The sequence below is a fragment of the Streptomyces sp. R28 genome (assembly GCF_041052385.1).
GTDB lineage: Bacteria > Actinomycetota > Actinomycetes > Streptomycetales > Streptomycetaceae > Streptomyces.
Window position 1 is genome coordinate 9,171,297 of the sequence record NZ_CP163439.1, and the last position, 24,366, is coordinate 9,195,662.

The 24,366-nt window shown below is 70.1% G+C and carries 15 protein-coding genes, 1 tRNA gene and 2 pseudogenes; 8 read left to right on the forward strand and 10 right to left on the reverse strand.

Annotation, left to right across the window (positions count from 1 at the left end; genetic code table 11):
* Positions 1 to 67 precede the first annotated feature (67 nt).
* On the forward strand, positions 68 to 1,447 hold the full coding sequence (locus AB5J49_RS40280; RefSeq protein WP_369175417.1) for an alkaline phosphatase family protein: 1,380 nt from the start codon (positions 68 to 70) through the stop codon (positions 1,445 to 1,447).
* Positions 1,448 to 1,562: 115 nt separating this feature from the next.
* Complete coding sequence (locus tag AB5J49_RS40285; protein ID WP_369173833.1) at positions 1,563 to 2,621, forward strand: sugar phosphate isomerase/epimerase family protein; 1,059 nt, start codon at positions 1,563 to 1,565, stop codon at positions 2,619 to 2,621.
* A gap of 69 nt (positions 2,622 to 2,690) precedes the next feature.
* Here AB5J49_RS40285 and AB5J49_RS40290 read toward each other — a convergent pair.
* The 6 genes and pseudogenes from AB5J49_RS40290 to AB5J49_RS40315 all read right to left on the reverse strand — a co-directional run bounded on the left by AB5J49_RS40290 (position 2,691) and on the right by AB5J49_RS40315 (position 12,496).
* Positions 2,691 to 4,333 (reverse strand): annotated as a pseudogene (locus AB5J49_RS40290) (IS1182 family transposase).
* A 127-nt stretch (positions 4,334 to 4,460) separates the two neighbouring features.
* Positions 4,461 to 5,849: an OFA family MFS transporter gene (locus AB5J49_RS40295; RefSeq protein WP_369173834.1), complete on the reverse strand. Its 1,389-nt coding sequence runs from the start codon at positions 5,847 to 5,849 to the stop codon at positions 4,461 to 4,463.
* Between the two features lies 1 nt (position 5,850).
* Positions 5,851 to 7,236 carry an OFA family MFS transporter gene (locus AB5J49_RS40300; protein ID WP_369173835.1) on the reverse strand — a complete coding sequence of 462 codons (1,386 nt, stop codon included), beginning with the start codon at positions 7,234 to 7,236 and terminating at the stop codon, positions 5,851 to 5,853.
* Between the two features lie 167 nt (positions 7,237 to 7,403).
* On the reverse strand, positions 7,404 to 9,557 hold the full coding sequence (locus AB5J49_RS40305) for an acetate--CoA ligase family protein (protein ID WP_369173836.1): 2,154 nt from the start codon (positions 9,555 to 9,557) through the stop codon (positions 7,404 to 7,406).
* Between the two features lie 4 nt (positions 9,558 to 9,561).
* Positions 9,562 to 10,803 carry a formyl-CoA transferase gene (frc, locus tag AB5J49_RS40310; RefSeq protein WP_369173837.1) on the reverse strand — a complete coding sequence of 414 codons (1,242 nt, stop codon included), beginning with the start codon at positions 10,801 to 10,803 and terminating at the stop codon, positions 9,562 to 9,564.
* 10 nt (positions 10,804 to 10,813) lie between these two features.
* On the reverse strand, positions 10,814 to 12,496 hold the full coding sequence (locus AB5J49_RS40315; protein WP_369173838.1) for a thiamine pyrophosphate-binding protein: 1,683 nt from the start codon (positions 12,494 to 12,496) through the stop codon (positions 10,814 to 10,816).
* Positions 12,497 to 12,641: 145 nt separating this feature from the next.
* Between AB5J49_RS40315 and sucC the strand changes: the two genes are divergently transcribed.
* The 6 genes and pseudogenes from sucC to AB5J49_RS40345 all read left to right on the forward strand — a co-directional run bounded on the left by sucC (position 12,642) and on the right by AB5J49_RS40345 (position 17,814).
* Positions 12,642 to 13,775, forward strand: a complete 1,134-nt coding sequence (sucC, locus tag AB5J49_RS40320) for an ADP-forming succinate--CoA ligase subunit beta (protein ID WP_369173839.1) — start codon at positions 12,642 to 12,644, stop codon at positions 13,773 to 13,775.
* 14 nt (positions 13,776 to 13,789) lie between these two features.
* A complete protein-coding gene (gene sucD, locus AB5J49_RS40325) occupies positions 13,790 to 14,707 on the forward strand; it encodes a succinate--CoA ligase subunit alpha (RefSeq protein ID WP_369173840.1) in 918 nt (305 codons plus the stop codon).
* Positions 14,708 to 14,873: 166 nt separating this feature from the next.
* Complete coding sequence (locus AB5J49_RS40330; protein WP_369173841.1) at positions 14,874 to 16,415, forward strand: aldehyde dehydrogenase family protein; 1,542 nt, start codon at positions 14,874 to 14,876, stop codon at positions 16,413 to 16,415.
* Positions 16,416 to 16,647: 232 nt separating this feature from the next.
* Positions 16,648 to 16,732, forward strand: a tRNA-Leu gene (locus AB5J49_RS40335).
* A gap of 71 nt (positions 16,733 to 16,803) precedes the next feature.
* Positions 16,804 to 17,004, forward strand: a pseudogene (locus AB5J49_RS40340) (response regulator transcription factor); the annotation flags it as partial.
* Positions 17,005 to 17,208: 204 nt separating this feature from the next.
* A complete protein-coding gene (locus AB5J49_RS40345; protein ID WP_369175418.1) occupies positions 17,209 to 17,814 on the forward strand; it encodes a response regulator transcription factor in 606 nt (201 codons plus the stop codon).
* Between the two features lie 49 nt (positions 17,815 to 17,863).
* On the opposite strand, the gene AB5J49_RS40350 is transcribed toward AB5J49_RS40345, so the two are convergent.
* The 4 genes from AB5J49_RS40350 to lanKC all read right to left on the reverse strand — a co-directional run bounded on the left by AB5J49_RS40350 (position 17,864) and on the right by lanKC (position 24,336).
* The gene (locus tag AB5J49_RS40350; RefSeq protein WP_369173842.1) at positions 17,864 to 19,717 is read right to left on the reverse strand and encodes an ATP-binding cassette domain-containing protein; all 1,854 of its coding nucleotides are present in this window, start codon (positions 19,715 to 19,717) and stop codon (positions 17,864 to 17,866) included.
* A complete protein-coding gene (locus tag AB5J49_RS40355; RefSeq protein WP_369173843.1) occupies positions 19,714 to 21,510 on the reverse strand; it encodes an ABC transporter ATP-binding protein in 1,797 nt (598 codons plus the stop codon). Before AB5J49_RS40355 ends, AB5J49_RS40350 begins: the two co-directional genes overlap by 4 nt.
* A gap of 78 nt (positions 21,511 to 21,588) precedes the next feature.
* The gene (locus tag AB5J49_RS40360; RefSeq protein WP_128434338.1) at positions 21,589 to 21,711 is read right to left on the reverse strand and encodes a class III lanthipeptide; all 123 of its coding nucleotides are present in this window, start codon (positions 21,709 to 21,711) and stop codon (positions 21,589 to 21,591) included.
* Positions 21,712 to 21,717: 6 nt separating this feature from the next.
* A complete protein-coding gene (gene lanKC, locus AB5J49_RS40365; RefSeq protein WP_369173844.1) occupies positions 21,718 to 24,336 on the reverse strand; it encodes a class III lanthionine synthetase LanKC in 2,619 nt (872 codons plus the stop codon).
* Between the last annotated feature and the right edge of the window lie 30 nt (positions 24,337 to 24,366).

Below are 24,366 nucleotides of genomic sequence, written 5' to 3' on the forward strand. Positions count from 1 at the left end.
GCCGGACCCGGCAGCCCGGACCACCTCACCGCGTGGCCGCCCAGCACCCCAACCGGAGGCCACCACCATGGGACGTCCCACCCCTCTCCTCGTCCTCGACGTCGTCGGCCTCACCCCCCGTCTCCTCGACCACATGCCCCGCCTCAAGACGCTCGCCCAGTCCGGCTCCCACGCGCCGCTCGGCACCGTCCTGCCCGCGGTCACCTGCGCCGCCCAGTCCACCTTCCTCACCGGCACCCACCCGTCGGAGCACGGCATCGTCGGCAACGGCTGGTACTTCCGCGACCTCGGCGACGTACTCCTGTGGCGCCAGCACAACGGACTGGTCGCCGGCGACAAACTCTGGGACGCCGCCCGCCGCGCGCACCCCGGCTACACCGTCGCCAATATCTGCTGGTGGTACGCCATGGGCGCCGACACCGACATCACCATCACCCCCCGCCCGATCTACTACTCCGACGGCCGCAAGGAACCCGACTGCTACACCCGGCCGCCCGCCCTGCACGACGAACTCACCGAAAAACTGGGCGCCTTCCCGCTCTTCCACTTCTGGGGCCCCGGTGCGGACCTGGTCTCCAGCCGCTGGATCATCGACGCGACCCGCCACATCATCCGCACCCGGCACCCCGACCTGACGCTCTGCTACCTCCCTCATCTCGACTACGACCTGCAGCGCTTCGGCCCCGACGACCCACGCTCGCTGAAAGCAGCCGCCGACCTGGACGCCGCCATGGCCCCGCTGCTGGACGACGCACGCGCCGAAGGCCGTACCGTCGTCGCGCTGTCCGAATACGGCATCACCCGCGTGAGCCGCCCCGTCGACATCAACCGCGCCCTGCGGCGGGCAGGCCTGCTCGAAGTGCACACCCAGGACGGCATGGAGTACCTGGACCCGATGGCGTCACGTGCCTTCGCCGTCGCCGACCACCAGATCGCTCACGTCTACATACGCCGACCGGAAGACCTCGACGCGACCCGGGCGGCCCTGGACGGTCTGCCCGGCATCGAGCAACTCCTCGACAACGGGGGCAAGAAGGCCCACCATCTCGACCATCCACGTTCCGGCGAGCTCGTCGCCGTCGCGGAGCCGGATGCCTGGTTCACGTACTACTACTGGCTCGATGACGCCCGCGCGCCCGACTTCGCGCGACTCGTCGAGATCCATCGCAAACCCGGCTACGACCCGGTCGAACTCTTCATGGATCCCCTCGACCCCTATGTCAAGGTCAAGGCCGCGACCGCGCTCGCCCGCAAGAAACTGGGCATGCGCTACCGCATGGCGGTCGTGCCCCTGGATCCGTCACCTATTCGCGGCAGCCACGGCCGCCTTCCCGCGAGCGACGACGACGGTCCGCTCCTCATCTGCTCCACCCCCCGCGCTGTCGGCGACCGCGTCGCGGCCACCGATGTGAAGTCACTCCTGCTCCAACTCGCCGGTCTCGGCTGACCGGTCACGACCGGCACGCACCAACTCGCCGGTCCCACCGACCCGTCTCTTCCGACTGGTCACCAGTGAAGCTCTCACCACTGACAACGGCCTTCGATCACAGGGAGTTCCAGGCATGAGCCGCTTTTCCCAGACGGATCCCGAACTCGCCCACCACCTCACCAGACGAGGCATGCTCGGCGTGGCCGCGGGCACCACGGCCGCCGCCCTGCTGGGCGCCGCCGCAGCCCCCGCGACCGCCGCCCCCGGCACCGCGTCCGCCCCCGGCACAGCCTCCCGCGCCGCCGGCCGTGGCCGCCCCGTCCTCCCGCCCGGCCGGCTGGGCATCCAGCTCTACAGCCTGCGCGACAAGGTCTCCACGCTCGGCTTCGCCCCCGTCTTCGCCGAGTTGGAGAAGTACGGCTACGACGAGGTCGAGTTCGCCGGATACACCCAGGGCTCGGCCGGCCCGATCACCCTCGCCCAGCTCAAGCGGCTCGCCCGGAACCACGGCCTGAACCCGATCGGCAGCCACGTCGGCTACTACTCCAACGACCCCGGCGCCTACACCTTCGCCCAGAACCTCACCAAGGTCCTCGACGACGCCCAGGCCCTCGGCCTGAAGCACATAGGCACCGCCTCCGGGCCGTTCCGCTACGGCTCCACCGTCGACGCCTGGAAGCGCGCCGCCGAGGAGTTCAACACCTACGGCGCGGCGGCGAGAGCACGTGGCATGAAGTTCTACCAGCACAACCACTCCGAGGAGTTCTCCTTCGCCACCGACAACCCCAAGGTCCGCCTGTACGACGTGCTGCTCGCCGAGACCGACCCCGACCTCGTCTTCCTGGAGATGGACATCTTCTGGGCGTACTCGGGCCAGTTCCGCTTCTCGAAGCGGCCGGACGGATCGGCTGCCCCCTTCGAGCCGCTGGACTACGTACTGAAGCAGCCGCACCGCTACCCGCTCTTCCACGTCAAGGACGGTGTGAGCGACTCGGCCGACCAGTACGGCTACCGCATGGTCGACGTCGGCGACGGTGACATCGACTACCAGCGGTTCATCTCCGCCGTAACCAGGCTGCGCGGCCAGCGATTCGCCCACCACTGGCAGGCGGAGCACGACAACCCGACCGAGTCCTTCACCTTCGCACGGCGTTCCAGTGAGCACCTGCACTCGTTGCGCGAGAAGTGCTGACGGCCCCACCGACAATGAGGAGGCCCTCCCCGAGAGGGACGCTGTTGGTTGATTCCGCCCTGCTGGATCTCATCCAGCAGGGCGGAGTGCTGGGAAGGGGGGAACGCGGGTCTTGGCGAGTGGTCTGCCGGTGAGCCAGGCATCGATGCGGGCGAGGTTGACGGCGGCGCCAGTGAAGTGGTGCTGCAACTGGGTCTTGGCGAGGCCGCGATAGCGGGATCTGCGCAGGCCGAACGCCTGGACGCCCTGTGAGACGGTGCCCTCGACGCCGGCTCGGTGTCCGTAGCGGCGGCGCCAGTGGTCGGTGTCCTGCTCGACCCGGGCCTGCTGAAGGATGTCGTGCTCGGTCTTCGGTCTCAGGGTCAGGTTGCGGCCGGTCCTGGAGCTGGTGCACGAGGTCCGCAGTTCGCAGGGGTCGCAGTGCCGGGCGGCGAACCGGACCCGGGTGACCGGAGCATCGAACTGGCTCCGGGCTCCCCGCCAGACGACGCTGGTCTGTCCGCCGGGGCAGACGGCCTGGCGCTGGTCCCAGTCGATGGTGAAGCGGGTGTTGCCGAAGATGTCTCCGGTGGCCTGTGCCTTCACGGTGGTGGACTTGACCGGGCCGACCAGCTCGATGCCGTGATCGCGGCGGGCATGGTGGATCTGTTCGGCGTCGATATATCCGGCGACCAGGTGCTCGTCCGCAAGCAGGCCGCGTCCGGCCAAGGCGGTGTGGATGTCCTCCAGGACGAGGACGTCGTTGACGGGTGCCGGCGTGGTGCGAACGTGGGTGATCAGATGCGGGGCATCGGGCTCGCAGGTCTCGCTGAGGTGGACTTTGCAACCGGACCAGCCCAGATCCCGTTTCGAACCAGTGCGGGCCTCGGGCTCGTGGGGGTCCGTAAGCGGACCGCGCCCGGCGGGAGGTCCTTCGTCCCGCGCCGGCGCACGGTGCCCTCGACGTGGTGAAACTGCTGCACCCAGGTCTGCCGCAGGAACTCCACCGCGGGCAGGCTTCGCAACGAAGGCGGTGACACAGCCGACCAGACGGCCTCCAGCAGCGTCATGCCGTCGGTCCCCCACTGGTCGGCGTGCTCGACGCGGGCCGCCCACCGGGACGCGAAACGACTGTCCTCCGGCCTGGCCGAGTAGCGGTCGAACCACTCCGGCGGCGCCACCGTCACCAGCCAGTCCCCGGCCGCCTCCGCCACCTGGTTCAATACCGCACGCAGGGTCTCGACCACGAACTCCAAGCGGTTCAGGTCTCTCGTCGCGGCCAGCACGTGGGTGGCATCCGTGCGCTGCCGCCCGCCCGCCTTGACCAGCCCTACCTCGGCGGCCGCCCGGAGCACGGCATCGAACACCATCTGGCCGGCCTCGCCTTCGACCAGCCGAGCACGGAACTCGCTGAGCACCGAATAGTCGAATCCGGTGTCGGCCAGCTCCAGCGAGAGGGCGTACTTCCAGTCCAGACGCGAGCGGACCGCATGCGCGGCCTGCCGGTCGGTCAGCCCCTCGGCGAACTGCAACACCGACACCAGCGCGAGCCTTGCCGGAGACACCACCGGCCGCCCCCGGGCCGGGAACAGCTCCTCGAAATCGGCATCCGAGAACACCGGCCCGAGCGCGTCCCGCACCCGCATCACCAGACAGCCCTTCGTAAACACCGCACGCGCCAGCCGAGCCGTCTCCTCCGGGATCTCCCCCAGAACCACCCCACGCAACGACACCGAACCCACCCTCAACACGACGACGGCCTGCACGACCCCAACGGGATCGCACAGGCCGTCATCACGCCCGCACCCGATTTACCAACAGCGTCCGAGAGGGGGAGGGCCTCCTCATGTACGCGACTGGTCAGCGCGCGAGATGTGGTGCTGACGTCCGCCCCGGCTGTCGCAGCAGCAACGCGATCGCCGCCGCCACCAGCGACACGCCCCCGGCCAGCGCGTACGCGCCGTCGTAGCCCCAGGCCGCGACCACCATGGAGCCCAGGCCGCCACCGAACAGGCCGCTGATCAGCTTGCCGCTGTAGACGAGGCCGTAGTTGGTGGCGTTGTAGTTCTCCCCGAAGTAGTCCGGGGTGAGCGCCGCGAAGAGCGGGTAGAACGCGCCGCCGCCGAAGCCGGAGAGGAACGCGAAGGACAGGAACAGCCATTCGCTCTTCAGGTCTCCTGCCCAGATCACACCGAACTGGGCGAGACCCAGCACGACGATGACGAACACCAGGGTCGACCTGCGGCCCCAACGGTCGGAGAGCCAGCCCACGACGCCGCGGCCGATGCCGTTGATAACCGCCATCACACCCATCGACCACGCCGCGACCAGTGGGCCGAAGCCGACCTCCTTGGCGTAGCCGACCTGGAAGGAGATGCCGAAGATCGACACACCCGCGGTCAGCACGACGGCCAGCCACATCAGCGGCAGCATGCCCGTCCTGATGGCCTCCCGGGGCGTGTACTGCTTCACGGCCGGAGGGTTCTTGGCCAGGCTCGTCGCGTTCTTCCGGTCGCTCGTGTACGTCAGCGGATCGACGTCCGATGGCCACCAGTTCTTCGGGGGGTCCTTGAAGAAGAACGCGCATCCCAGGACGACGATCATGATGTAGCAGCCGATCAGGTCCAGCACCCGGTGGTAGTTCGCGGTGTCGAACCCGTAGTTGAAGATGAAGATGAACGGCAGCGATCCGTACGCGAACCCGCCATTGACGAACCCGGTCCGCGCGCCGCGCCGCTCGGGGAACCACTTGCCGACCATGTTGATGCAGGTCGCGTAGATCAGGCCGGCGCCGATGCCACCGATGACGCCGAAGCCGAGGATGGCGAGCCAGACGTTGTCCAGGTGCGACAGGGCGAGGAAGCCCAGCAGACACAGGCCCGAGCCGGCGTACATCGCCGTGCGGGCCGTCAGGATGCCCTTCTCCCGTAGCCAGCCCGCCGGGAAGGCGATGCCGGCCTGGAAGAACACCCAGACGCTGAGGATCCAGAAGGTGTTGCTCTGCGTCCAGCCGTGCGCGTGGGACAGGGTGTCCTCCGCGGAGCCGTACGCGTACTCGAAGACGCTGATGGCCATCATGGCGATCCATGGCAGATACACCATGAGCTTGCGGGAGTGGCCGAGGATGTCGCGGTCGGTCTCGCCGACGCGGTAGACGCGGCCTCGCGCGTCGGTCACTTCGCGGTAGGGACGGTGTGCGGCGTCGGAGTGGGTGGACGAGCTGCTTGCAGCGTACGGATCTGCCGTCATGTCAGGCCATGTCCTCGCCGAGCGGTTGTGGGTTGGGAGCGATGCGCGTTTCCTTGTCGCGTCCCGGCGGGCTGAGGAACAGCGCCACGCAGCCGGCGAAGAGCGAGATCGAGCCGGCCAGGATGAAGGCGCCGGAGTGTCCCCAGGCGCCGACGACCACGGCGCCCATACCCGCGCCCAGGCCGGAGACGAGCTTGGCGCTGTAGACCATGCCGTAGTTGGACGCGTTGTTGTTCTCGCCGAAGTAGTCGGCGGTGAGCGCCGCGAACATCGGGAAGATGGCGCCGCCGCCGAAGCCGGAGATCGCGGAGAAGACCAGGAACAGCGTCAGGTTCTTGCTCTCGGCCGCCCAGAGGATGCCGTATTGGGCGAGGCCCAGGATGAGGCAGACGGCGAGCAGGCACCGCTTACGGCCATACAGGTCCGAGAGCCAGCCGATGACGCCGCGGCCGGTACCGTTGACGACCGCCTTGAGGGACATCGCCGTGGCCACGATCCCGCCCGCGAATCCGGCCTCCTCGCCGATGTCCACCTGGAAGGCGATACCGAAGATGTTCACGCCGGACGTGCACGCCAGGCAGAACCACATCAGGGCCACCCGGCCCGTCTTCCACGCCTCCTTGGGGGAGTACTGGTGGACCGCGGGCGGGTTCATCCGCAGCGAGCGGGCCGCGCGCGGGTCGTTCGGCGGGTTGAGCGGGTCGATCGAGGCGGGCCACCAGTTCTTCGGCGGGTCCTTGAAGAAGTATCCGGAGCACGCGACGATTCCGGCCAGGAACACACCCACCGAGACCAGCACCCAGCGGAAGTTGGTCAGGTCCATGTAGCCGTTGAAGAGGAAGACGAAGGGCACCGAGCCGTAGGCGAAACCGCCGTTGACGAAGCCGGTCTTGCCGCCCTTGCGCTCCGGATACCACTTGCCCACCATGTTGACGCAGGTGGCGTACACCATGCCCGCGCCCATGCCGCTGAACATGCTGAAGCCGATGTAGGCGAAGACGACATGCGGGGCGAAGGCCAGCGACAGATAGCCGAGCAACGTGCCCGTGGCGCCGCACATCATCGCCCAGCGGGCCGGCAGTTTCCCGCTCTCACGCAGCTTGCCCGCGGGGAAGGCCACCGCGGCCTGGAAGAAGACCCACACGGTCATCATCCAGAAGATGTGCATGCTGTTCCATTGGTGCGCCGTGTGCAGGGTGTCCTCGGCGGACGCGAACGCGTACTCGGCGGAGGAGATGCCCATCATGCCGATCCAGGGCAGGATCACCATCCACTTGCGTTTGCGCCCCATGATGTCGATGTCGGACTCACCGACGCGATAGACGCGTCCGTTCTTGTCGGTCACCTCCCGATAGGCGGCGACCCGTGGAACGTCGGTTGTGGTCACGTTAGTTGCACCCCTTGCGTCGAAAGTTCTGGCCAGCGCCCCCTGTCCAATGCCTTTCGTGTGCGCACGGGTCCCGGGTCGGCCGACGCGCACCGTCGGCCGACCCGCGCTCGGATCACCTCATGAACCGCCCCCCCCCAACATCCCGCCCGTCTCCCACCACCGCCCTACCGGAGGGGCCTTCGGCCCCCCAGCCCTTCTGCCGCCCGAGCCCAGCGGTACTTCGCGCCGAGCGCGGCCACCGGCTTCTCGGTGGTGTACGGGTATGCCACGACCCCCCGCTCGTACAGGTACTGGCAGGCCTCCTCGACCTCGACGTCGCCCGCGAGCGACGCGACGACGGGCTTCTCCATGCCGCGCTCCCGGAATTCGGCCACCACGCGCGCGGTGAGTTCGGCGAAGACCATCGGGGGAGTGACGATGGTGTGCCAGTAGCCCAGGACCAGCGCGTGGATGCGGGGATCCTCCAGACCGAGCCGGATCGTCGCCTCGTACGTCGACGGCGGCTCGCCCCCCGTGATGTCCACCGGGTTGCCCGCGGCCCCGAAGGGCGGAATGAACTTCCGGAAGGCCTCGTCCAGGTCCGGCGGGATCTCCATCAGGGAAAGCCCGTTGTCGGTCACGGCGTCCGACAGCAGTACGCCGCTGCCGCCGGCCCCCGTGATGATCACGATGTTGTCGCCCTTGGGGGCGGGAAGCACCGGCAACGCGCGCGCGTACTCCAGCATTTCGTTCAGTCCGGGTGCACGGATGACGCCGGCCTGCTTCAGGATGTCCTCGTACACGGCGTCGTCGCCGGCGAGGGCTCCGGTGTGGGAACCTGCGGCCTTGGCGCCCGCCGCCGTACGCCCCGCCTTGAGGACCACGACCGGCTTCTTCGGTACGGTCGCGCGCGCGGCCTCGACGAAGGCGCGCCCGTCCTTGAGGTCCTCGAGGTGCATCGCGATGCACTGGGTGTTCGGGTCCTCGCCGAACCAGGTCAGCAGGTCGTCCTCGTCCAGGTCCGACTTGTTGCCGAGGCCCACGATCGCCGACACGCCCGTCTTCGTGGTCCGCGCGAAGCCCAGGATGGCCATGCCGATGCCGCCGGACTGCGAGGTCAGCGCCACCCCGCCCTTGACGTCGTACGGCGTGCAGAACGTGGCGCACAGGTCCTGCCATGTCGAGTAGTAGCCGTAGATGTTCGGTCCGAGGAGGCGGATGCCGTGCCGCTCGGCGATCTCCACGATCTCCGCCTGGAGTTCGTGCTCGCCGGTCTCCGCGAACCCGGAGGGGATCAGCACGGCGTTCGGGATCTTCTTGCGTCCCACCTCCTCCAGGGCCGAGGCCACGAACTTGGCGGGGATAGCGAAGACCGCCACATCCACCTCACCGGGAACGTCCGTGACACTCTTGTACGCCTTGCGGCCCAGAATGTCATCGGCCTTGGGGTTCACCGGTTGGATGTCCCCGGCGAAACCACCGTCGATGAGGTTGCGCATCACCGAATTGCCGATCTTGCCCTGCTCGTTGGACGCCCCGATCACGGCGACCGACGACGGCTGCATCAGCCGGCGCATGGAGGTGAGGATCTCGTCGCGCGAGTAGCGGCGGCGCTGCTTCGCCGGTGCTTCGGAGAGGATCACGCGGATGTCGGCGGCGACCGCGCCCTCCGCGGTGGCGATCACCGGGTTGAGGTCCACCTCGGCGATCTCCGGGAAGTCCGCGACCAGCTGCGACACCCGGCGGATCTGCTCGGCTATCGCCCACCGGTCCACGGCTGCCTGGCCACGCACCCCGTGCAGGATCTCCGCCGCCCGGATCGAGTCCAGCATGGACAGCGCCTCGTCGGCGCTCACGGGAGCGAGCCGGAAGGTGACGTCCTTGAGGACCTCGACGAGCACCCCGCCGAGCCCGAAGGCGACGACCTTCCCGAATGTCGGGTCGGTGACCGCGCCGACGATGACCTCCTGCCCCTGCGGGAGCAGTTCCTGGACCTGTACGCCCGCGATACGGGCATCCGCGTTGTACGCACGCGCGTTGTCGATGATCTTGTGGAACGCGGACCGTACGTCCGTCGCGCCCTCGACGCCCACGATCACTCCGCCGGCGTCGGTCTTGTGGAGGATGTCGGGCGAGACGATCTTCATGACGACCGGTCCGCCGAAGCGCGCCGCGTACGCCACCGCCTCGTCGACGTCGGTCGCGAGCTCCTCGCCCGGTACGGCTATCCCGTACGCGTCGGCGATCAGCTTGCCCTCGGGCGCGGTCAGCGCCGTGCGCCCATCCGCCCGCACGGAGTCGAGGAGCGTGCGCACCCTCAGGGCACGGTCTTCGGCCATCACGTCAGATCACTCCGTTCGACTTGAGCAGGCGCAGTTCCTCGTCGCCGAGGCCGAGCTCGCCGATGTAGACCTCTTCGTTGTGCTGGCCGAGCAGCGGTGAACTGGACACCTCGACGGGGGAGTCAGAGAGCTTGAGCGGGCTGCCGACGGTCACGAACTCGCCGCGCTCGGGGTGCGGCACGGTGACGACCATCTCGTTGGCGACCAGCGAGGAGTCCTCGATGATCTCCTTGGTGGACAGGATCGGCCCGCACGGGATGTTGTGTGCGTTGAGCCGCTCCAGGACCTCCCACTTGGGCAGGGTCGAGGACCACTCCTCGATCAGCTGGAACATCTTGTTGAGCTTGGGCAGCCGGGCTTCCGGCGTCGCCCACTCGGGATCGTCGGCGAGCTCGGGCCGGCCGATGAGCTCGCTGATCGGCTGCCAGCCGACGGGCTGCACGATGACGTACACGTAGTCGTTCGGGCCGCCCGGCGCGCACTTGACCGCCCAGCCGGGCTGACCGCCGCCGGACGCGTTTCCCGAGCGGGGAACTTCCGTGCCGAAGTCCTCGTTCGGATATTCAGCAAGCGGCCCATGTGCCAGGCGCTGCTGGTCCCTCAGCTTGACCCGGCACAGGTTGAGTACAGCGTGCTGCATGGCCACGTTGACCCGCTGCCCACGCCCGGTGTTCTCGCGCTGGAACAGAGCCGCGAGAATCCCCGCGACGGCGTGCACACCCGTCCCCGAGTCCCCGATCTGGGCTCCCGTCGCCAGCGGCGGCCCGTCCTCGAAACCGGTGGTCGACATCGACCCGCCCATGGCCTGCGCGACGACTTCGTACGCCTTGAAGTTGGTGTACGGGCCGTCCCCGAACCCCTTGATGGAGGCATAGACGATACGCGGATTGATCTCCTGGATGCGGTCCCAGGTGAAGCCCATCCGGTCGACCGCGCCCGGTCCGAAGTTCTCGACCATGACGTCGGAACGCCGGATCAGCTCGGTGAGGATCTCCTTGCCGCGCTCGGTCTTGGTGTTGAGGGTGATGCTCCGCTTATTGCAGTTGAGCATCGTGAAGTAGAGGGAGTCGACGTCCGGGACGTCGCGCAACTGCTTGCGCGTGATGTCACCGCTCGGCGCCTCCAGCTTGACGACGTCCGCGCCGAGCCAGGCGAGCAGCTGGGTCGCGGAGGGACCGGACTGGACGTGGGTCATGTCCAGGACGCGGATGCCTTCGAGAGCCTTGGTCGGCGTACCAGTCATGGAGGCCACCTCACTTGTACATGGTCTGGTTCATGGTTCCGGGGGCGTACGCGTCGGGGTCGACCCAGACGTTGATCAGCGACGGCTTGCCGGACTCGCGGGCGCGCCGCAGCGCGGGGCCGATGTCGGCGGGGTCACGCACCTCCTCGCCGTAACCGCCCAGCATCTGCGCGAACTTGTCGTAGTGGACGTCGCCGAGCGTGTTGCCGACCCGCTCGCGCTCCAGGCCGTACTTCTGGGCCTGGCCGTAACGGATCTGGTTCATCGAGGAGTTGTTGCCGACGATGCCGACGAAGGGGAGGCTGTAGCGGACGAGAGTCTCGAAGTCCCAGCCGGTGAGGGAGAAGGCCCCGTCGCCGAAGAGCGCGACGACCTCCTTGTCGGGCCGCGCCTGCTTGGCCGCGAGCACGAACGGCACCCCGACGCCGAGCGTGCCCAGCGGGCCCGGGTCCATCCAGTGGCCCGGTGACTTGGGCTGCACGACCTGTCCGGAGAAGGTGACGATGTCGCCGCCGTCGCCGATGTAGATCGAGTCCTCGGTGAGGAAGTCGTTGATCTCGCTGACCAGCCGGTACGGGTGGATCGGTGAGGCGTTCGACTTCAGGCTCGGCAGCCGCTTCTCCAGAGCGGTCTGCTCGGCTGCGCGCAGCTCGTCGAGCCACTCCTTGCGCTTCGACCCGCCCCCGTTGACGCGTCCGGAGGCGGCCTCGGTCACCGACTTCAGCACCAGCCCGGCGTCGCCCACGATCCCGAGGTCGATGTCGCGGTTCTTGCCGACGGTGCGGTAGTCGAGGTCGATCTGCACGACGGTCGCGTCCGGCGACAGCCGCTTGCCGTAGCCCATGCGGAAGTCGAAGGGCGTGCCGACGATGACGATGACATCGGCGCCTGAGAAGGCGTACCGGCGCGACAGTTGGAAGTGGTGCGGGTCGCCGGGTGGCAGCGTGCCGCGGCCGGCGCCGTTCATGTACGCGGGGATGTTGAGGGTGCGGACGAGTTCGATGGCCGCCTCGGTGCCGCGCGTCGTCCACACCTGGCTGCCGAGCAGAACGGCCGGCTTCTCGGCGTGGACCAGCAGGTCGGCGAGCTTCTCGATGGCCTCGGGGTCGCCGGCGGAGCGGGTGGAGGCACGGTAGGCGCCCTGCTTGGGCACGCGCGCCTTGCTCACCGGCACCTTGGCGTCGAGGACGTCGCGCGGGATCTCCAGGAAGGAGGGCCCGGGCGCGCCGTGGTAGCACTCGCGGAACGCCATCGACACCATGTCCGCCGCGCGCGCCGTGTCCGGCACGGCCGCCGCGAACTTGGTGATCGGCGTCATCATGTCGACGTGCGGCAGGTCCTGGAGGGACCCCATCTTGTGCTGGGTGAGGGCGCCTTGGCCGCCGATGAGCAGCATCGGGGACTCGGCGCGGAAGGCGTTGGCGACACCGGTGACGGCGTCGGTGGTGCCGGGGCCCGCGGTGACGACCGCGCACCCGGGCTTGCCGGTGATACGGGCGTAACCGTCGGCGGCATGGGCGGCGACCTGCTCGTGGCGGACGTCGACGACCTCGATGCCCTCGTCGACGCAGCCGTCGTAGATGTCGATGATGTGGCCGCCGCACAAGGTGTAGATGCGGTCGACCCCCTCGGCCTTCAGCGCCTTGGCAACGAGATGACCACCGGAAATGACGTCCTGGGTGTCGTCGGGCATGGCGAAGTCCTGTCCCTTCGTAGGGGGTTGGAACGGCTCTCGCGGTACATTGCATACAGTCGACGAATACTGTATGAACCTTGTTATCCCGCATCCGGTGGGTGGTGTCCAGGGGGCGTGCGGCACTTTTGAGTCAGGAGCCGGAATGGACCTGTACGAACACCAGGCAAGGCAACTCTTCGAGGAACACGGCATCTTGGTGCCGAGGGCAGAGGTGACGGACTCGCCCAAGGAAGCCCGCGAGATCGCACGTCGGCTTGGCGGCCAGGTCGTGGTGAAGGCGCAGGTGAAGACCGGTGGCCGCGGCAAGGCGGGCGGGGTGAAGATCGCCGCGGACCCCGCAGCCGCCGAGCTCACGGCGCGTCAGATCCTCGGTATGGACATCAAGGGCCACACCGTCGGCAAGGTGATGCTGGCCCAACCCGTGGACATCGAGACCGAGTTCTATGTGTCCTACGTACTCGACCGTGCGGCCGGCCGCTTCCTCGCGATCGCCTCGGCCGAAGGCGGCGTGGAGATCGAGGAGGTCGCGGCCGGCCGGCCCGAGGCGGTGGCCCGTGTCCCCATCGACCCGGCCGAGGGCGTCACCTCCGCGAAAGCGGGCGAGATCGCCGCAGCGGCCGGACTGCCACCGCAGACCGTCGACGTGCTCGTGCGGCTGTGGGAGGTACTGGTCCGCGAGGACGCCCTCCTCGTCGAGGTGAATCCGCTCGTCCGCACCAGGCAGGGACAGATCCTCGCTCTCGACGGCAAGGTCACTCTCGACGACAACGCCCGCTTCCGGCAGGCACGTTGGGGCGCCGACGGCGTGGAGCACGACGACGAACTGGAGGCGGCGGCTGCCGCCAAGGGCCTCAACTACGTCAAGCTCGACGGCGAGGTGGGCATCATCGGCAACGGCGCCGGCCTCGTCATGTCGACCCTCGACGTCGTCGCGGGCTGCGGCGCCCGCCCCGCCAACTTCCTCGACATCGGCGGCGGCGCATCGGCCCAGATCATGGCCGACGGACTGTCGGTCATCCTCTCCGACCCGGCTGTGAAGTCCGTCTTCGTCAACGTCTTCGGCGGCATCACCGCCTGCGACGCGGTTGCCGACGGCATCGTGCAGGCCCTGGGCACCGTCCAGTTGACCAAGCCGCTCGTCGTACGCCTCGACGGCAACAACGCCGCCCGCGGCCGAGCCATCCTCGACGACCGCGCCCACCCCTTGGTCCAGCAGGCCACCACCATGGACGGCGCCGCCCTGCGGGCCGCCCGACTCGCCTCCGCCACAGCCTGAGGAGACACGACGACATGGCCATCTACCTCACCAAGGAGAGCAAGGTCCTCGTCCAGGGCATGACCGGCGGCGAGGGCATGAAGCACACCCGGCGCATGCTCGCCGCCGGCACGAACGTCGTCGGCGGCGTCAATCCTCGCAAGGCCGGCCGCACCGTCGACTTCGACGTCCCCCAGTGCCTTGACGGCCTGGGAGGTGCCCCCATCGCCGTCCCCGTCTTCGGCTCGGTCGCCGACGGCATGCGCGCGACCGGCGCCGACGTGACCGTCCTCTTCGTGCCGCCCGCCTTCGCCAAGGCGGCCGTCGTCGAGGCCGCCGACGCGGGCATCGGACTCGCCGTCGTGATCACCGAGGGCATCCCGGTCCATGACTCCGTCGCCTTCACCTCGTACGCGAAGGCGCGCGGCACCCGCATCATCGGCCCCAACTGCCCCGGCCTGATCACCCCGGGCCAGTCCAACGCGGGCATCATCCCGCCCGACATCACCAAGCCCGGCCGCATCGGCCTGGTCTCCAAGTCCGGCACGCTCACCTACCAACTCATGTACGAGCTCCGCGACATCGGCTTCTCGACCTGTGTCGGCATCGGTGGCGACCCGGTCGTCGGCACGACCCACATCGACTGCCTGGCCGCCTTCCAGGACGACCCCGAAACCGAACTCATCGTCCTCATCGGGGAGATCGGCGGCGACGCCGAGGAACGCGCGGCCGCGTACATCCGTGACCACGTCACCAAGCCCGTCGTCGGCTACATCGCCGGATTCACCGCGCCCGAGGGCAAGACGATGGGACACGCGGGCGCGATCGTGTCCGGGTCGTCCGGTACGGCGACGGCGAAGAAGAAGGCGCTGGAGGCCGTCGGGGTGCGGGTCGGAGGCACGCCCACCGAGACCGCCCGCCTGGTGCTGGACCGCCTGGGAACCGAGGCGTGACGTCACTCATAGTTGACACGAGGTCACTTTCAGGAGTTACCGGGTGTCGCTAGCGTCCGCCGTAGCCATGTACGACCGCCCACCCGTCTCCCACCACCACCCTTCCAAGGAAGGGCCCTACGGACCCCCTTTTCCTCTCGACTGTGCACCGAGAGCGGAGAACCCCATGGCAACCACCCTCACCCTCAAATCAGGCACCTCCTGGGCCGACGCCTGGCAGCGCTGCCTCACGGTCGCCCCGGAGGCCTTCCGGGACGACCGTGTCCTCAACCTCTGGAACTCGACCTGGCAGGCGGACGGCCGTGCGCTGCCCGCCACCAGCCCCGTCGACGGCAGCCCGATCGCCGGCCCGCCGCGCCTGGACCGGGCCACCGCCCACCAGGCCGTACGCGCCTCACTCGACCAGCACCGCGCGTGGCGGCACATCCAGCTTGACGAGCGGCGCGCCCGCGTCGCGGCCACGCTCGACGCCCTGACGCAGCACCGGGATCTGCTCGCGCTGCTCCTCGTCTGGGAGATCGGCAAGCCCTGGCGGCTGGCCCGGGCGGACGTCGACCGAGCCATCGACGGCGTGCGCTGGTACGTCGACGGCATCGAGCCGATGGTCGCAGGCCGGGCCCCGCTGGACGGGCCGGTATCCAACATCGCGAGCTGGAACTACCCGATGAGCGTGCTCGTTCACGCAGTGTTGGTACAAGCACTGGCAGGCAACGCGGTCATCGCCAAGACCCCGACCGACGGCGGTGTCGCCTGTCTGACCCTGGCCTGCGCGCTCGCCGCCCGTGAGGGAATTCCCGTCACCCTCGTCAGCGGCAGCGGAGGCGAGCTGTCGGAGGCACTGGTGCGGGCGCCCGAGATCGGCTGCGTCTCCTTCGTCGGCGGCCGCGACACCGGCGCCGCGGTGGCCACGGCCGTCGCCGACCTCGGCAAACGGCACGTGCTCGAACAGGAAGGACTGAACACCTGGGGCATCTGGAACTACACGGACTGGGGCGCGCTCACGGCGGTCATCCCCAAGCTCTTCGACTACGGCAAGCAGCGCTGCACGGCGTACCCGCGCTTCGTCGTCCAGCGTGAGCTGTTCGACGAGTTCCTGGCGGCGTACCTCCCGGCGGTGCGCACGCTGAGGGTCGGCCACCCCTTGGCGGTCGAGAAGCGGGACGACGCGTACCCGCAGCTGGACTTCGGGCCGGTGATCAACGCCGCCAAGGCGAAGGAACTCCAGGACCAGGTCGCCGAGGCGATCGACCGCGGCGCCGTCCCGCTGCACCGGGGTCGACTGTCGGACGCCCGATTCCTGCCCGGCCAGGACACCTCGGCGTACGTCCAGCCGGTCACCCTGCTCAATCCGCCGCCGTCCTCCCCACTCCACCACGCGGAGCCGTTCGGCCCGGTCGACACGATCGTCCTGGTCGACACGGAGGCGGAGCTGCTGGCGGCGATGAACGCGTCCAACGGCGCCCTCGTCGCCACGCTGTCCACGGACGACCGGGAGACATACGACCGCCTGGCCCCGCAGATCCGCGCGTTCAAGGTCGGCCACGGCAAACCGCGCTCCCGCGGCGACCGCGACGAGCTCTTCGGCGGCTTCGGCGCGTCCTGGAGCGGGGCGTTCGTGGGCGGCGAGCTGCTGGTGCGCGCGGTGACGCAGGGGCCGGCGGGGGAGCGGCCGGCCGGGAACTTCCCGGACTACCACCTCATGCCGTGACGGGACCCGGTGGCGCCCGCTTCGCAGGGGCGTCACCGGCCGATCCCGCCCGTGCGTGAGCGCGGGATCACGCCAGGTGAGGGACCTCGCGCAGGGTCACCTCCCGGCTCGCGTCGCGCACCGCCGAGCGGCCGTCCGACGGGCGGATATGCAGGTGAAGGGCACTCCGAAACCTTGGTATTGTTGTCCATGTCGCCGCGGGGAAGACCCCTGGCAAGGCGGCAGACACCTAGTCCGGGTGGCGGAATGGCAGACGCGCTAGCTTGAGGTGCTAGTGCCCTTTATCGGGCGTGGGGGTTCAAGTCCCCCCTCGGACACAGATCAGACAGATCACAGATCATTTCCAGCTCATGCGGGTCGAGGGTTACCTCGGTCCGCATGAGCTGTTTTGTGGGGTGCCTCCAAAGCCGCCTCCCCCTCCCCCGCCGAGCGGCGGCTTGCCGAACTCGCCCTCCGTGAACGGGAGACAGCCAGCCTCGTCGCCGAAGGTCGCACCAGCCCGGCGATCGCCGACCGGCTCTGCCAGAGCCTCCGCACGGTCGGGGCCCATGTCTCGTGGATCCGACGCAAGAGGGGAGTCTCGTCACGGGCCGCCCGCGCGGCGCTGATGATGGGGCTGCGGCTGGGCACTCGTTCGGCGGTTGACGCATGCGCCGGACGCCGATCCGGTCGCGGGCGGTCGGGGCGGCTCCCGGCAAATGGGTGGAAAGGCGGAGATACTTCGTATGGCGTCGTCGGAGTGTCCGGGGCGCGCTGCGTCATGGAGGCCGCGTTCGGCCGGGTAGGAGCGATGTTGATCCGTGTTCTTCTCGTCGAGGAGGCAGACCTGGTGCGCGGGGCACTCGCCGCCCTGCTCACCCGTGAGAAGGACATCGAGGTGGTCCCGGCGTCGCCGGAGCACAGCCAGACGGTCGTTCAGGCGCTGTCGTACCGGCCGGACGTGGTCGTCATCGACGTGGACGGTGATGCGGACGGTGCCCTCGGTACCTCCCTGGAGCTGTCCACTCGGCTGCCGGAGTGCCGGACCCTGCTGGTGGTCGGGTCGGCGACCTCCGAATATCTGCGGCAGGCGCTGGCGCGTCGCGTCGCGGGCCTCATCGGCAGGAACAGCCCCTGCGACACCCTGCCCCAGGGGGTCCGTAAGGTGGCGGCGGGCGAACGGTTCATCGATCCGGGACTCGCGCTGCTGGCGCTCTCCTCGGTGGAGAACCCGCTGACCGAGAGGGAGCTCGAGGTGCTGCGGCTGGCGGCGGACGGCACGCCCACGCGTGAGATCGCCGGCCGGCTGTCGCTGTCCGTGGGAACGGTCCGCAATCACCTGAACGCGGTCTCCAGGAAGTCCGGGGCACGCAACCGCATCGACGCGATCCGGATCGCCCGCGAGTCGGGCTGGCTGTAGCCGGGCCGGCCGTGGTCCGTTGCGGCGCCCCTGCCTTGTACGTCGGTCATCAGCGGCGCACATCAGTCGCCATGTGGTCCCAGTGGCCGATCAGGTCGCGGTACAGGGCACTGTCGGCCAGCAGTTGGTCGTGGGTGCCGAGGCGGCAGCGTGGGCCGTCCATGACGAGGACGAGGTCGGCGCGCAGGGCGGAGCTGATCCGGTGAGCGCAGACGATCAGGGTGGACGGGCGGCAGGCGAAGGCCCGTTCGGCGACCGCCTCGGCGGCCGGGTCGAGGTGGCAGGTGGCCTCGTCGAGCAGGACCAGCGGGGCGGACGGCAGCAGGGCGCGGACGAGGGCGATCAGCTGGCGCTCACCGGCGGACAGCAGGGCCGGGTTCACCGGCGCGTCGTAGCCGCCGAGGCGTTCGACGAGCGCGGTGGCGCCGATCGCGTGGACCGCCGCGTCGAGGTCGGGCGGGGTGGCCGCCGGGTGCAGGTAGGCGAGGTTCTCGCGCAGGGTGCCGACGACGACGTACGCCTCCTGCGGGATCAGCACGCGGGACCGGGCGAGTCGGCCTACGTCCAGGGAGCGGACCGGGACACCGCCCAGGTGTACCTGGCCGACCTGTGGTTCGAGTACGCCGGCGATGAGCGCCGCGAGCGTGGACTTGCCCGCGCCACTGGGGCCGACGACCGCCAGGTGGGTGCCTGACGCGAGGGACAGGTCGAGATTCCGGACGACCGGTTCGGCGGAGGGGGCGTAGCCGAAGGTGACACCGTGCAGCTGGACACGGCCGTCCCGGGGGCGGGAGCCGACCCGCGTTTCCGCCGAGGCGGGGGCGAGTGGGGGGCTGCCTGCTCTGCCGGCGGCGGCTCGGGGCGGCGCCGCATCCCGGGTATCGGTCACCGCCGACCCTGCCGACCCTGCCGACCCCGTCGGCCCCGCAAGCCCCGCCGCTCCCGTCTCCCCCGCACCGGCCGCCTCCAAGATCCGGCCGAGTGTGACCAGTAGCCACAGCCCGCTGCCCCCGAGTCCCTGGACGAAGCCGCGTAGGGCGGGTTGCAGGCTCTGGGCGACGTAGGTCAGCGCGCCCAGGATCGCGCCGGCCGTCACCCCGCCCCGGATCAGCCAGGGCGCACCGGCCAGGATGAGCACGATCGGCAGCCAGCCGCCGACACCCAGCGCGGCGGTGCGCAACGCGGTGAGCCTGGCCAGGGCGCGGGCTGCGCGCGCCGCCTCGTCGATACGGGCGCCGGCTCGACGGCGTACCGTCCCCTCGGCGCCGCAAGCCGTCACGTCCCGCAGCGCGCCGGCCACCGTGCTCACCTGCTCGGCGATGGCCTCGTCGGCGAGGACGACCGCCCGCTGCCGGGCCGCCATCGCCCGCAGGGCCAGCAGGAAGAGCGCGATCCCGGCCGCGAGCGGCGGCACGACGAACAGCAGCAGGGCGGGATCCAGCGCGGCGAGCCCGAGCAGCACGCTCACCGTCGTGACGGCGAAGCTCTGCACGAACATCACGACCGCCCCGTACGACTCACGGGCGATCTCCACCTGTTCGGTCAGCCGTGCCACGCCCGCCGTATCGGCGCTCTGCCCGACGCGGGCGGAGCGGTGCAGTGTGCCGGTGGTGACGAGCGTGACCAGCTCGTCGCGGAACGGCTCGACGACCGCGGCCAGTTGGAGTGTGGCCTGCCGGGTGCCCCAGGCGCCGACGAGGACGGCGCAGGCCAGTAGGCCGAGCCAGCCGAGGCCCTCGGCGGTGCGGTCGGCGAGGAAGCCGTCGTCGACGGCACGGGCGACCAGCACGCCGGACAGCAGCGCGGGGACGGCCTCGAGCAGCGACCAGCCGGTGAGTCGTACGAACTCCCGGCGCCGCGTGCGCAGCGTGGAGCGCAGCAGGACACCGGGCGCCGGGCTCACCACACGCCTCCGTCGCGTTCCGGTGCCGGTTCGGGAGGTAGGTTCCCGTGCGGATCCAGCTCCGAACCCGCCTCCCGGCCATCCCCCGGCTCCGGCCGGAACACCGCCCGATACCCCTCCTCCGTCCACAGTTCCCGATGCGTCCCCACCCCCCGCACCCGGCCCGCGTCGAGCCAGACCACGATCTGCGCGTCGGCCGCCGTGGAGGCACGGTGGGTCACGACGAGCCGGGACCGGCCGGCGAGGGGTCCGGCGCCGGTCAGGGCCTGGCTGATGTGGTGCTCGGTGACGGTGTCGAGGCTGGCCGTCACGTCGTCCAGCACCAGGACGCGGCCGTACGGTGCGCACTGGACGAAGGCGCGTGCCAGGCCGAGGCGTTGGTACTCGCCGCCGGACAGCGGCGCACCGGTGAGCCGGGTGCCGTAACCCTCGGGCATGGTCCGGATGAAGGTGTCGGCGCGTGCCGCGACGGCCCCGGCGCGGACCTCCCCGCCCCCCGGCGTGCGCGGCCCGAATCCGATCGCGTCGGCGAAGGTCTCGCCCACCAGTACCGGGCGTTCGAAGCCGTAGGCGACGGCCCGCCGCAGCTCCGTGCGGTCCACGTCGCGCAGCGGCACGCCGTCGAGCCGTATCTCGCCCGTGTCCGGGTCGGCCAGCCGTCCGGCCAGGGCGGCCAGCAGGGACTTGCCGGATCCCGAGCGTCCTACGACAGCGGTCAGTGCGCCCGCCGGCAGGTCCAGGTCGATGCCGTTCAGTGCGGCGTCGCCCCCGGCGGTGCGTACCGTGACCCCGCGGAACTCCAGCCGCCCGGCACCCCCGCAGGGCAGGTGCGCTGCGCCGTACGCGACCGTGGGCTCGTCCAGCACCTCGGCGATCCGCCCCGCGGTGGCGCGTGCGAAGGCCAGCCGGTTCACCGAGGCCACCAGCGAACTGACCCCGGTGGCCAGGAGGACGTATCCGCTCGCGGCGAGCATCTGACCCGGGGTGATGCGGCCCTGGGCGAGTCCCGAGCCGGCCACGGCCAGCACGGCGACCTCCAACAGGGGGACGATCGCCGCGTCCCGGGCGGAGACCCGGGCGAACGCGCGCCACATGCCCAGGCCGTGGCGGTGCAGTTCGGGCAGCGGCTTCAGTACCCGCTCGGTCTCCCGGGTCATGGTCCCGGCTGCCGTGATGGTGCGGATTCCGGTGAGGGCGTCGACGAGCCGGGTGGCGATGCGGCCCTGCGTGGCGAAGTAGCGGTCGTTGAGGTCGGAGACGTCGCGGACGAAGGCGCGGACCACGAGGACGACCAGGGGCAGTCCGGCCACGAACGTGAGGCACAGCCACGGGTCGATGAGGGTCAGGGCCACCACGGCCCCGACCGGGGGGAGCAGTTCGGTCACCGCCCACACCAGGCCCGCTGGGGCGCTGCCGGCCCGGGCGGTGTTGCCCACCAGACGGGCCACCAGGTCACCGGGGGTGTGCCGGCGGGCAGCGGGGGCGCCGAGGTCGAGGACATGGCCGAGCAGCGTGTGCCGCAGCCATGCCGTGCAGCGGGCGTTGGCCAAGGCTCCCGCGTAGTCGTCCGCCGCGTCGCACACCACCAGCAGGGTGACGGTGACGGCGGACAGGGTCAGCCACACCGCGGTGTCGCCGTGCCCGAGTACGGTGTCGACGGTGCGGCCCATGACGGCCGGCAGGAGCACGTAGACGCCGGCCAGCAGGATGGAGGTGGCGGCTTGGACCCCGCCCCACACACCGCCTCGCCGGACCGCCGTCAGCAGCAGACGGTCCGCCGCGCGTCGGTCCACCGGCTGCTCCCGTCGTCGCACGGTTTCAGGCAAATAGGGGCGGGGGCGCGCGGAGTGCCCCCGCCGTGTCTGTCAGGACTAGCAGAGCAGCAGGCTGAGCCGGCTGCCTCCGCCACAACCCTTGCTGGCCCGGCTGCCCGGCGGCGGACGGTACCCGGTCTCGGACTCGGTGGTCAGACCCTGCAGTTCGAGGAGCGACATGTGTCCTCACCTCCTCTCTCGAACTCGCGTGGGGACGGGTGGGTCATGGGCGGCCGACGGGCTGCCTGGTGTCAGGAACGGCAGCCCGGTGGGCCGGGAGTGGAAGGCGGCGCCCAGGGCCAGCAGTACGCCCGCAGTGCCGGTGGCCAGGTCCATGGACAGCCGCAGCAACTGCTCGCCGGGGAAGGCGAGTCGGCCGTCGAGCAGACAGGCGTGGCGCTCCAGGTGGCGTACGTGGTCCGCGATCACGGGGTCGCGCGTGGCGGCCGTGCCCGGCGGGTGTGCGCGGCTGAGGTGGAGGATCATTCCGGCCACGCCGTCGAAGAGCCCGGGTTCGATGTAGAACGATGCCCGCGCGGCCCTGCGGATCGCGTCGGCGGCGGCCGAGAACCGCTCGTCCGCGCGGTGGGTCAGGTACTCGTCGAGGACCATGCCGATGCCCACGCTGCCGTCGGCGAGATAGGGCATGGTGCGCCAGCCCTCGTTCACCTCCATCGAACCGTCCGGGCGCTTGAGGCAGCGGCGCAGGTCCTGGCGTAGCGCGGTGGCGGCCAGGTCGAGCAGCATCGGGTCAGGGCTGTGCTCATACAGCCGCAGGAACAGCAGCGCGGGCCCGGACGAGCCGTGCATCAGCCCCGCTCTCGGGTGGGCTCCGCCGCTGGTCTCGGGCACGCCGTCGGCCGGGCCGAGGCGGTCGGCGACGGTCTGCGCCACGTGCAGGGCGGCGTCACCGCAGGCGGCGTCGCCGAGGGCGGTGGCGAAGTGCAGCAGGTTGAGCCCGATGCCGGACAGGCCACCCTTGAGGTCCAGGGCGAGCGCCTCCCAGTGCTCGCCGAGGCACATGTCGAGGACCTTGGTGGCCTCCTCGTGGTGCCCGAGGTGTTCAAGGACGTACGCGACGCCGTGCAACCCGTCGTAGAAGCCGAGGCGGGTTCCGGGTTCCGGGTTCAGTGCGCGCCGGATCAGCCAGTCCTCGTGTTCGGGCCGGCGTCCGGCGCCGGTCACGTCCAGCGCGTACAGCACGCCTGCCGCACCGTGAGCCATGTCGAGGCCGCCGCCCGGGACGGTGAACTGTTCGATGTCGCCCGGGAAGAGCCGGTCGCGGCGCTCGGGTGTGGCGGTGGCCAGGACGGCGTCGGCCATCGAGGTTCGGGCGTGCAGCCAGCCGGCGTGGTCGGCGTCCAAGCGGGGTCCGGCGTCCGCCCCCGCGGCCATCCCGCCGTCGCCGGTGAGTGTGCGCACGGCCTCGTCGAGGAACTGCCGGGGGACCGGGAACAGCCGGGCAGCCTCCCTGGCGAGCTGCCCCGCCTTGCCGCCGTCCAGCTCGATGAGGCCCGTCAGCGGCATGAAGAGGAAGATCCTCAGACAGGCGAGCGCATACCGGTCGATGTCGAAGCCGGTGACCCCGCTGGGGGCGATGAAGCCCGGGGCGGCGAGGACCTGGTGCCCCGCCTGCGTCACGTCCGACGCGCCCTCGAAGTCGATCAGCACCACCCTGCCGTCGGGGCGGACCAGGACGTTGTACGTGTGCACGTCGCCGATCACGATGCCCCGCTCATGGACCGCGGCGACCGCTTCCTCCACCTGCCGGTGGATGTCGAGGGCCCAGGACGCGTAGTCGGCGAAGGCTGCCGGGTCGGCGTCCAGGTCGGTCGGCGGATAGCGTTCGACGAACACCTCGTGCAGGGGCCTTCCCTCGATGAACTCCTCGACGAGGAAGTGGTGACCGCCCAGCTCGAAGTGGTCGCGGAACTCGGGTACGCAGGGCAGTCCGCGCAGCCGTTCCAGGGCCGTGCGCTCGCGCTCCAGCCGGGTGACGGCGTCCGCGCCGTCGGCGGTGAGTCCCGCGTGGGGCCGGGCCTCCTTGAGCACGACACGTTCCTCGGTGCGGGTGTCGACCCCGGCGTACAGTCCGCCGCCGTTGGAGAAGTGCAGCGCCCGGTCGAACCGGTAGGGCAGGTCGGCGACGGTGGTCCGGCGGCTCTCGGCGAGATGCGGTTCGAGGAATCCGGGCAGCGGTACCCACTCCGGCACCTGGAAGGTGGGGCCGCGCAGATCGGGGACCAGACGTCCGGAGGGGTCCTCCACCGCCTGCTCCAGCACACCGTCGGCCGAGACGCAGTACCGGTCGGCGAAGGCGCCGTACCTGACGTACAGCGGACCGGTGCCCCAGCGCAGATCGCTCAGAATGTACGGCCCCTGCAGGCCGTCGAGGGCGGTGCCGAGCTCGGTGAGTACGCGCTCGCACTCGGCCTCGTCCGCGGGGTACACGGTCACGAACTTCCCGCTGGACCCGCGATGCGCGTACTTGGCGTTGGCGAGGAACAGGGTCTCCACGCCGGGCAGGAACTTGAAGGCGATACGACGTGGGACGCAGTAGTCCCACACCGCGTCCAGGATCGTCTGCGCGTTGTCCGGACACGCCGAGGCGTGGATCTTCCAGCCCTGTGGGGGGAGTTGCGTGTCGACGGGACGGCAGACCACCCAGTCGCCGAGTTCCTCGCGCAACCACGCGGCGGGCGCCGGGCGCAGGGTCTGGTGGAAACGGCCGCGCGTCCGGCCATGGGACGGCGTGTCGTAGAAGTGCGGATGAGTGAGGCAGTACACCTCGTACCGCTTGTCCACGGTGAGCCTCCCACTGGGGGACGGGCGGAC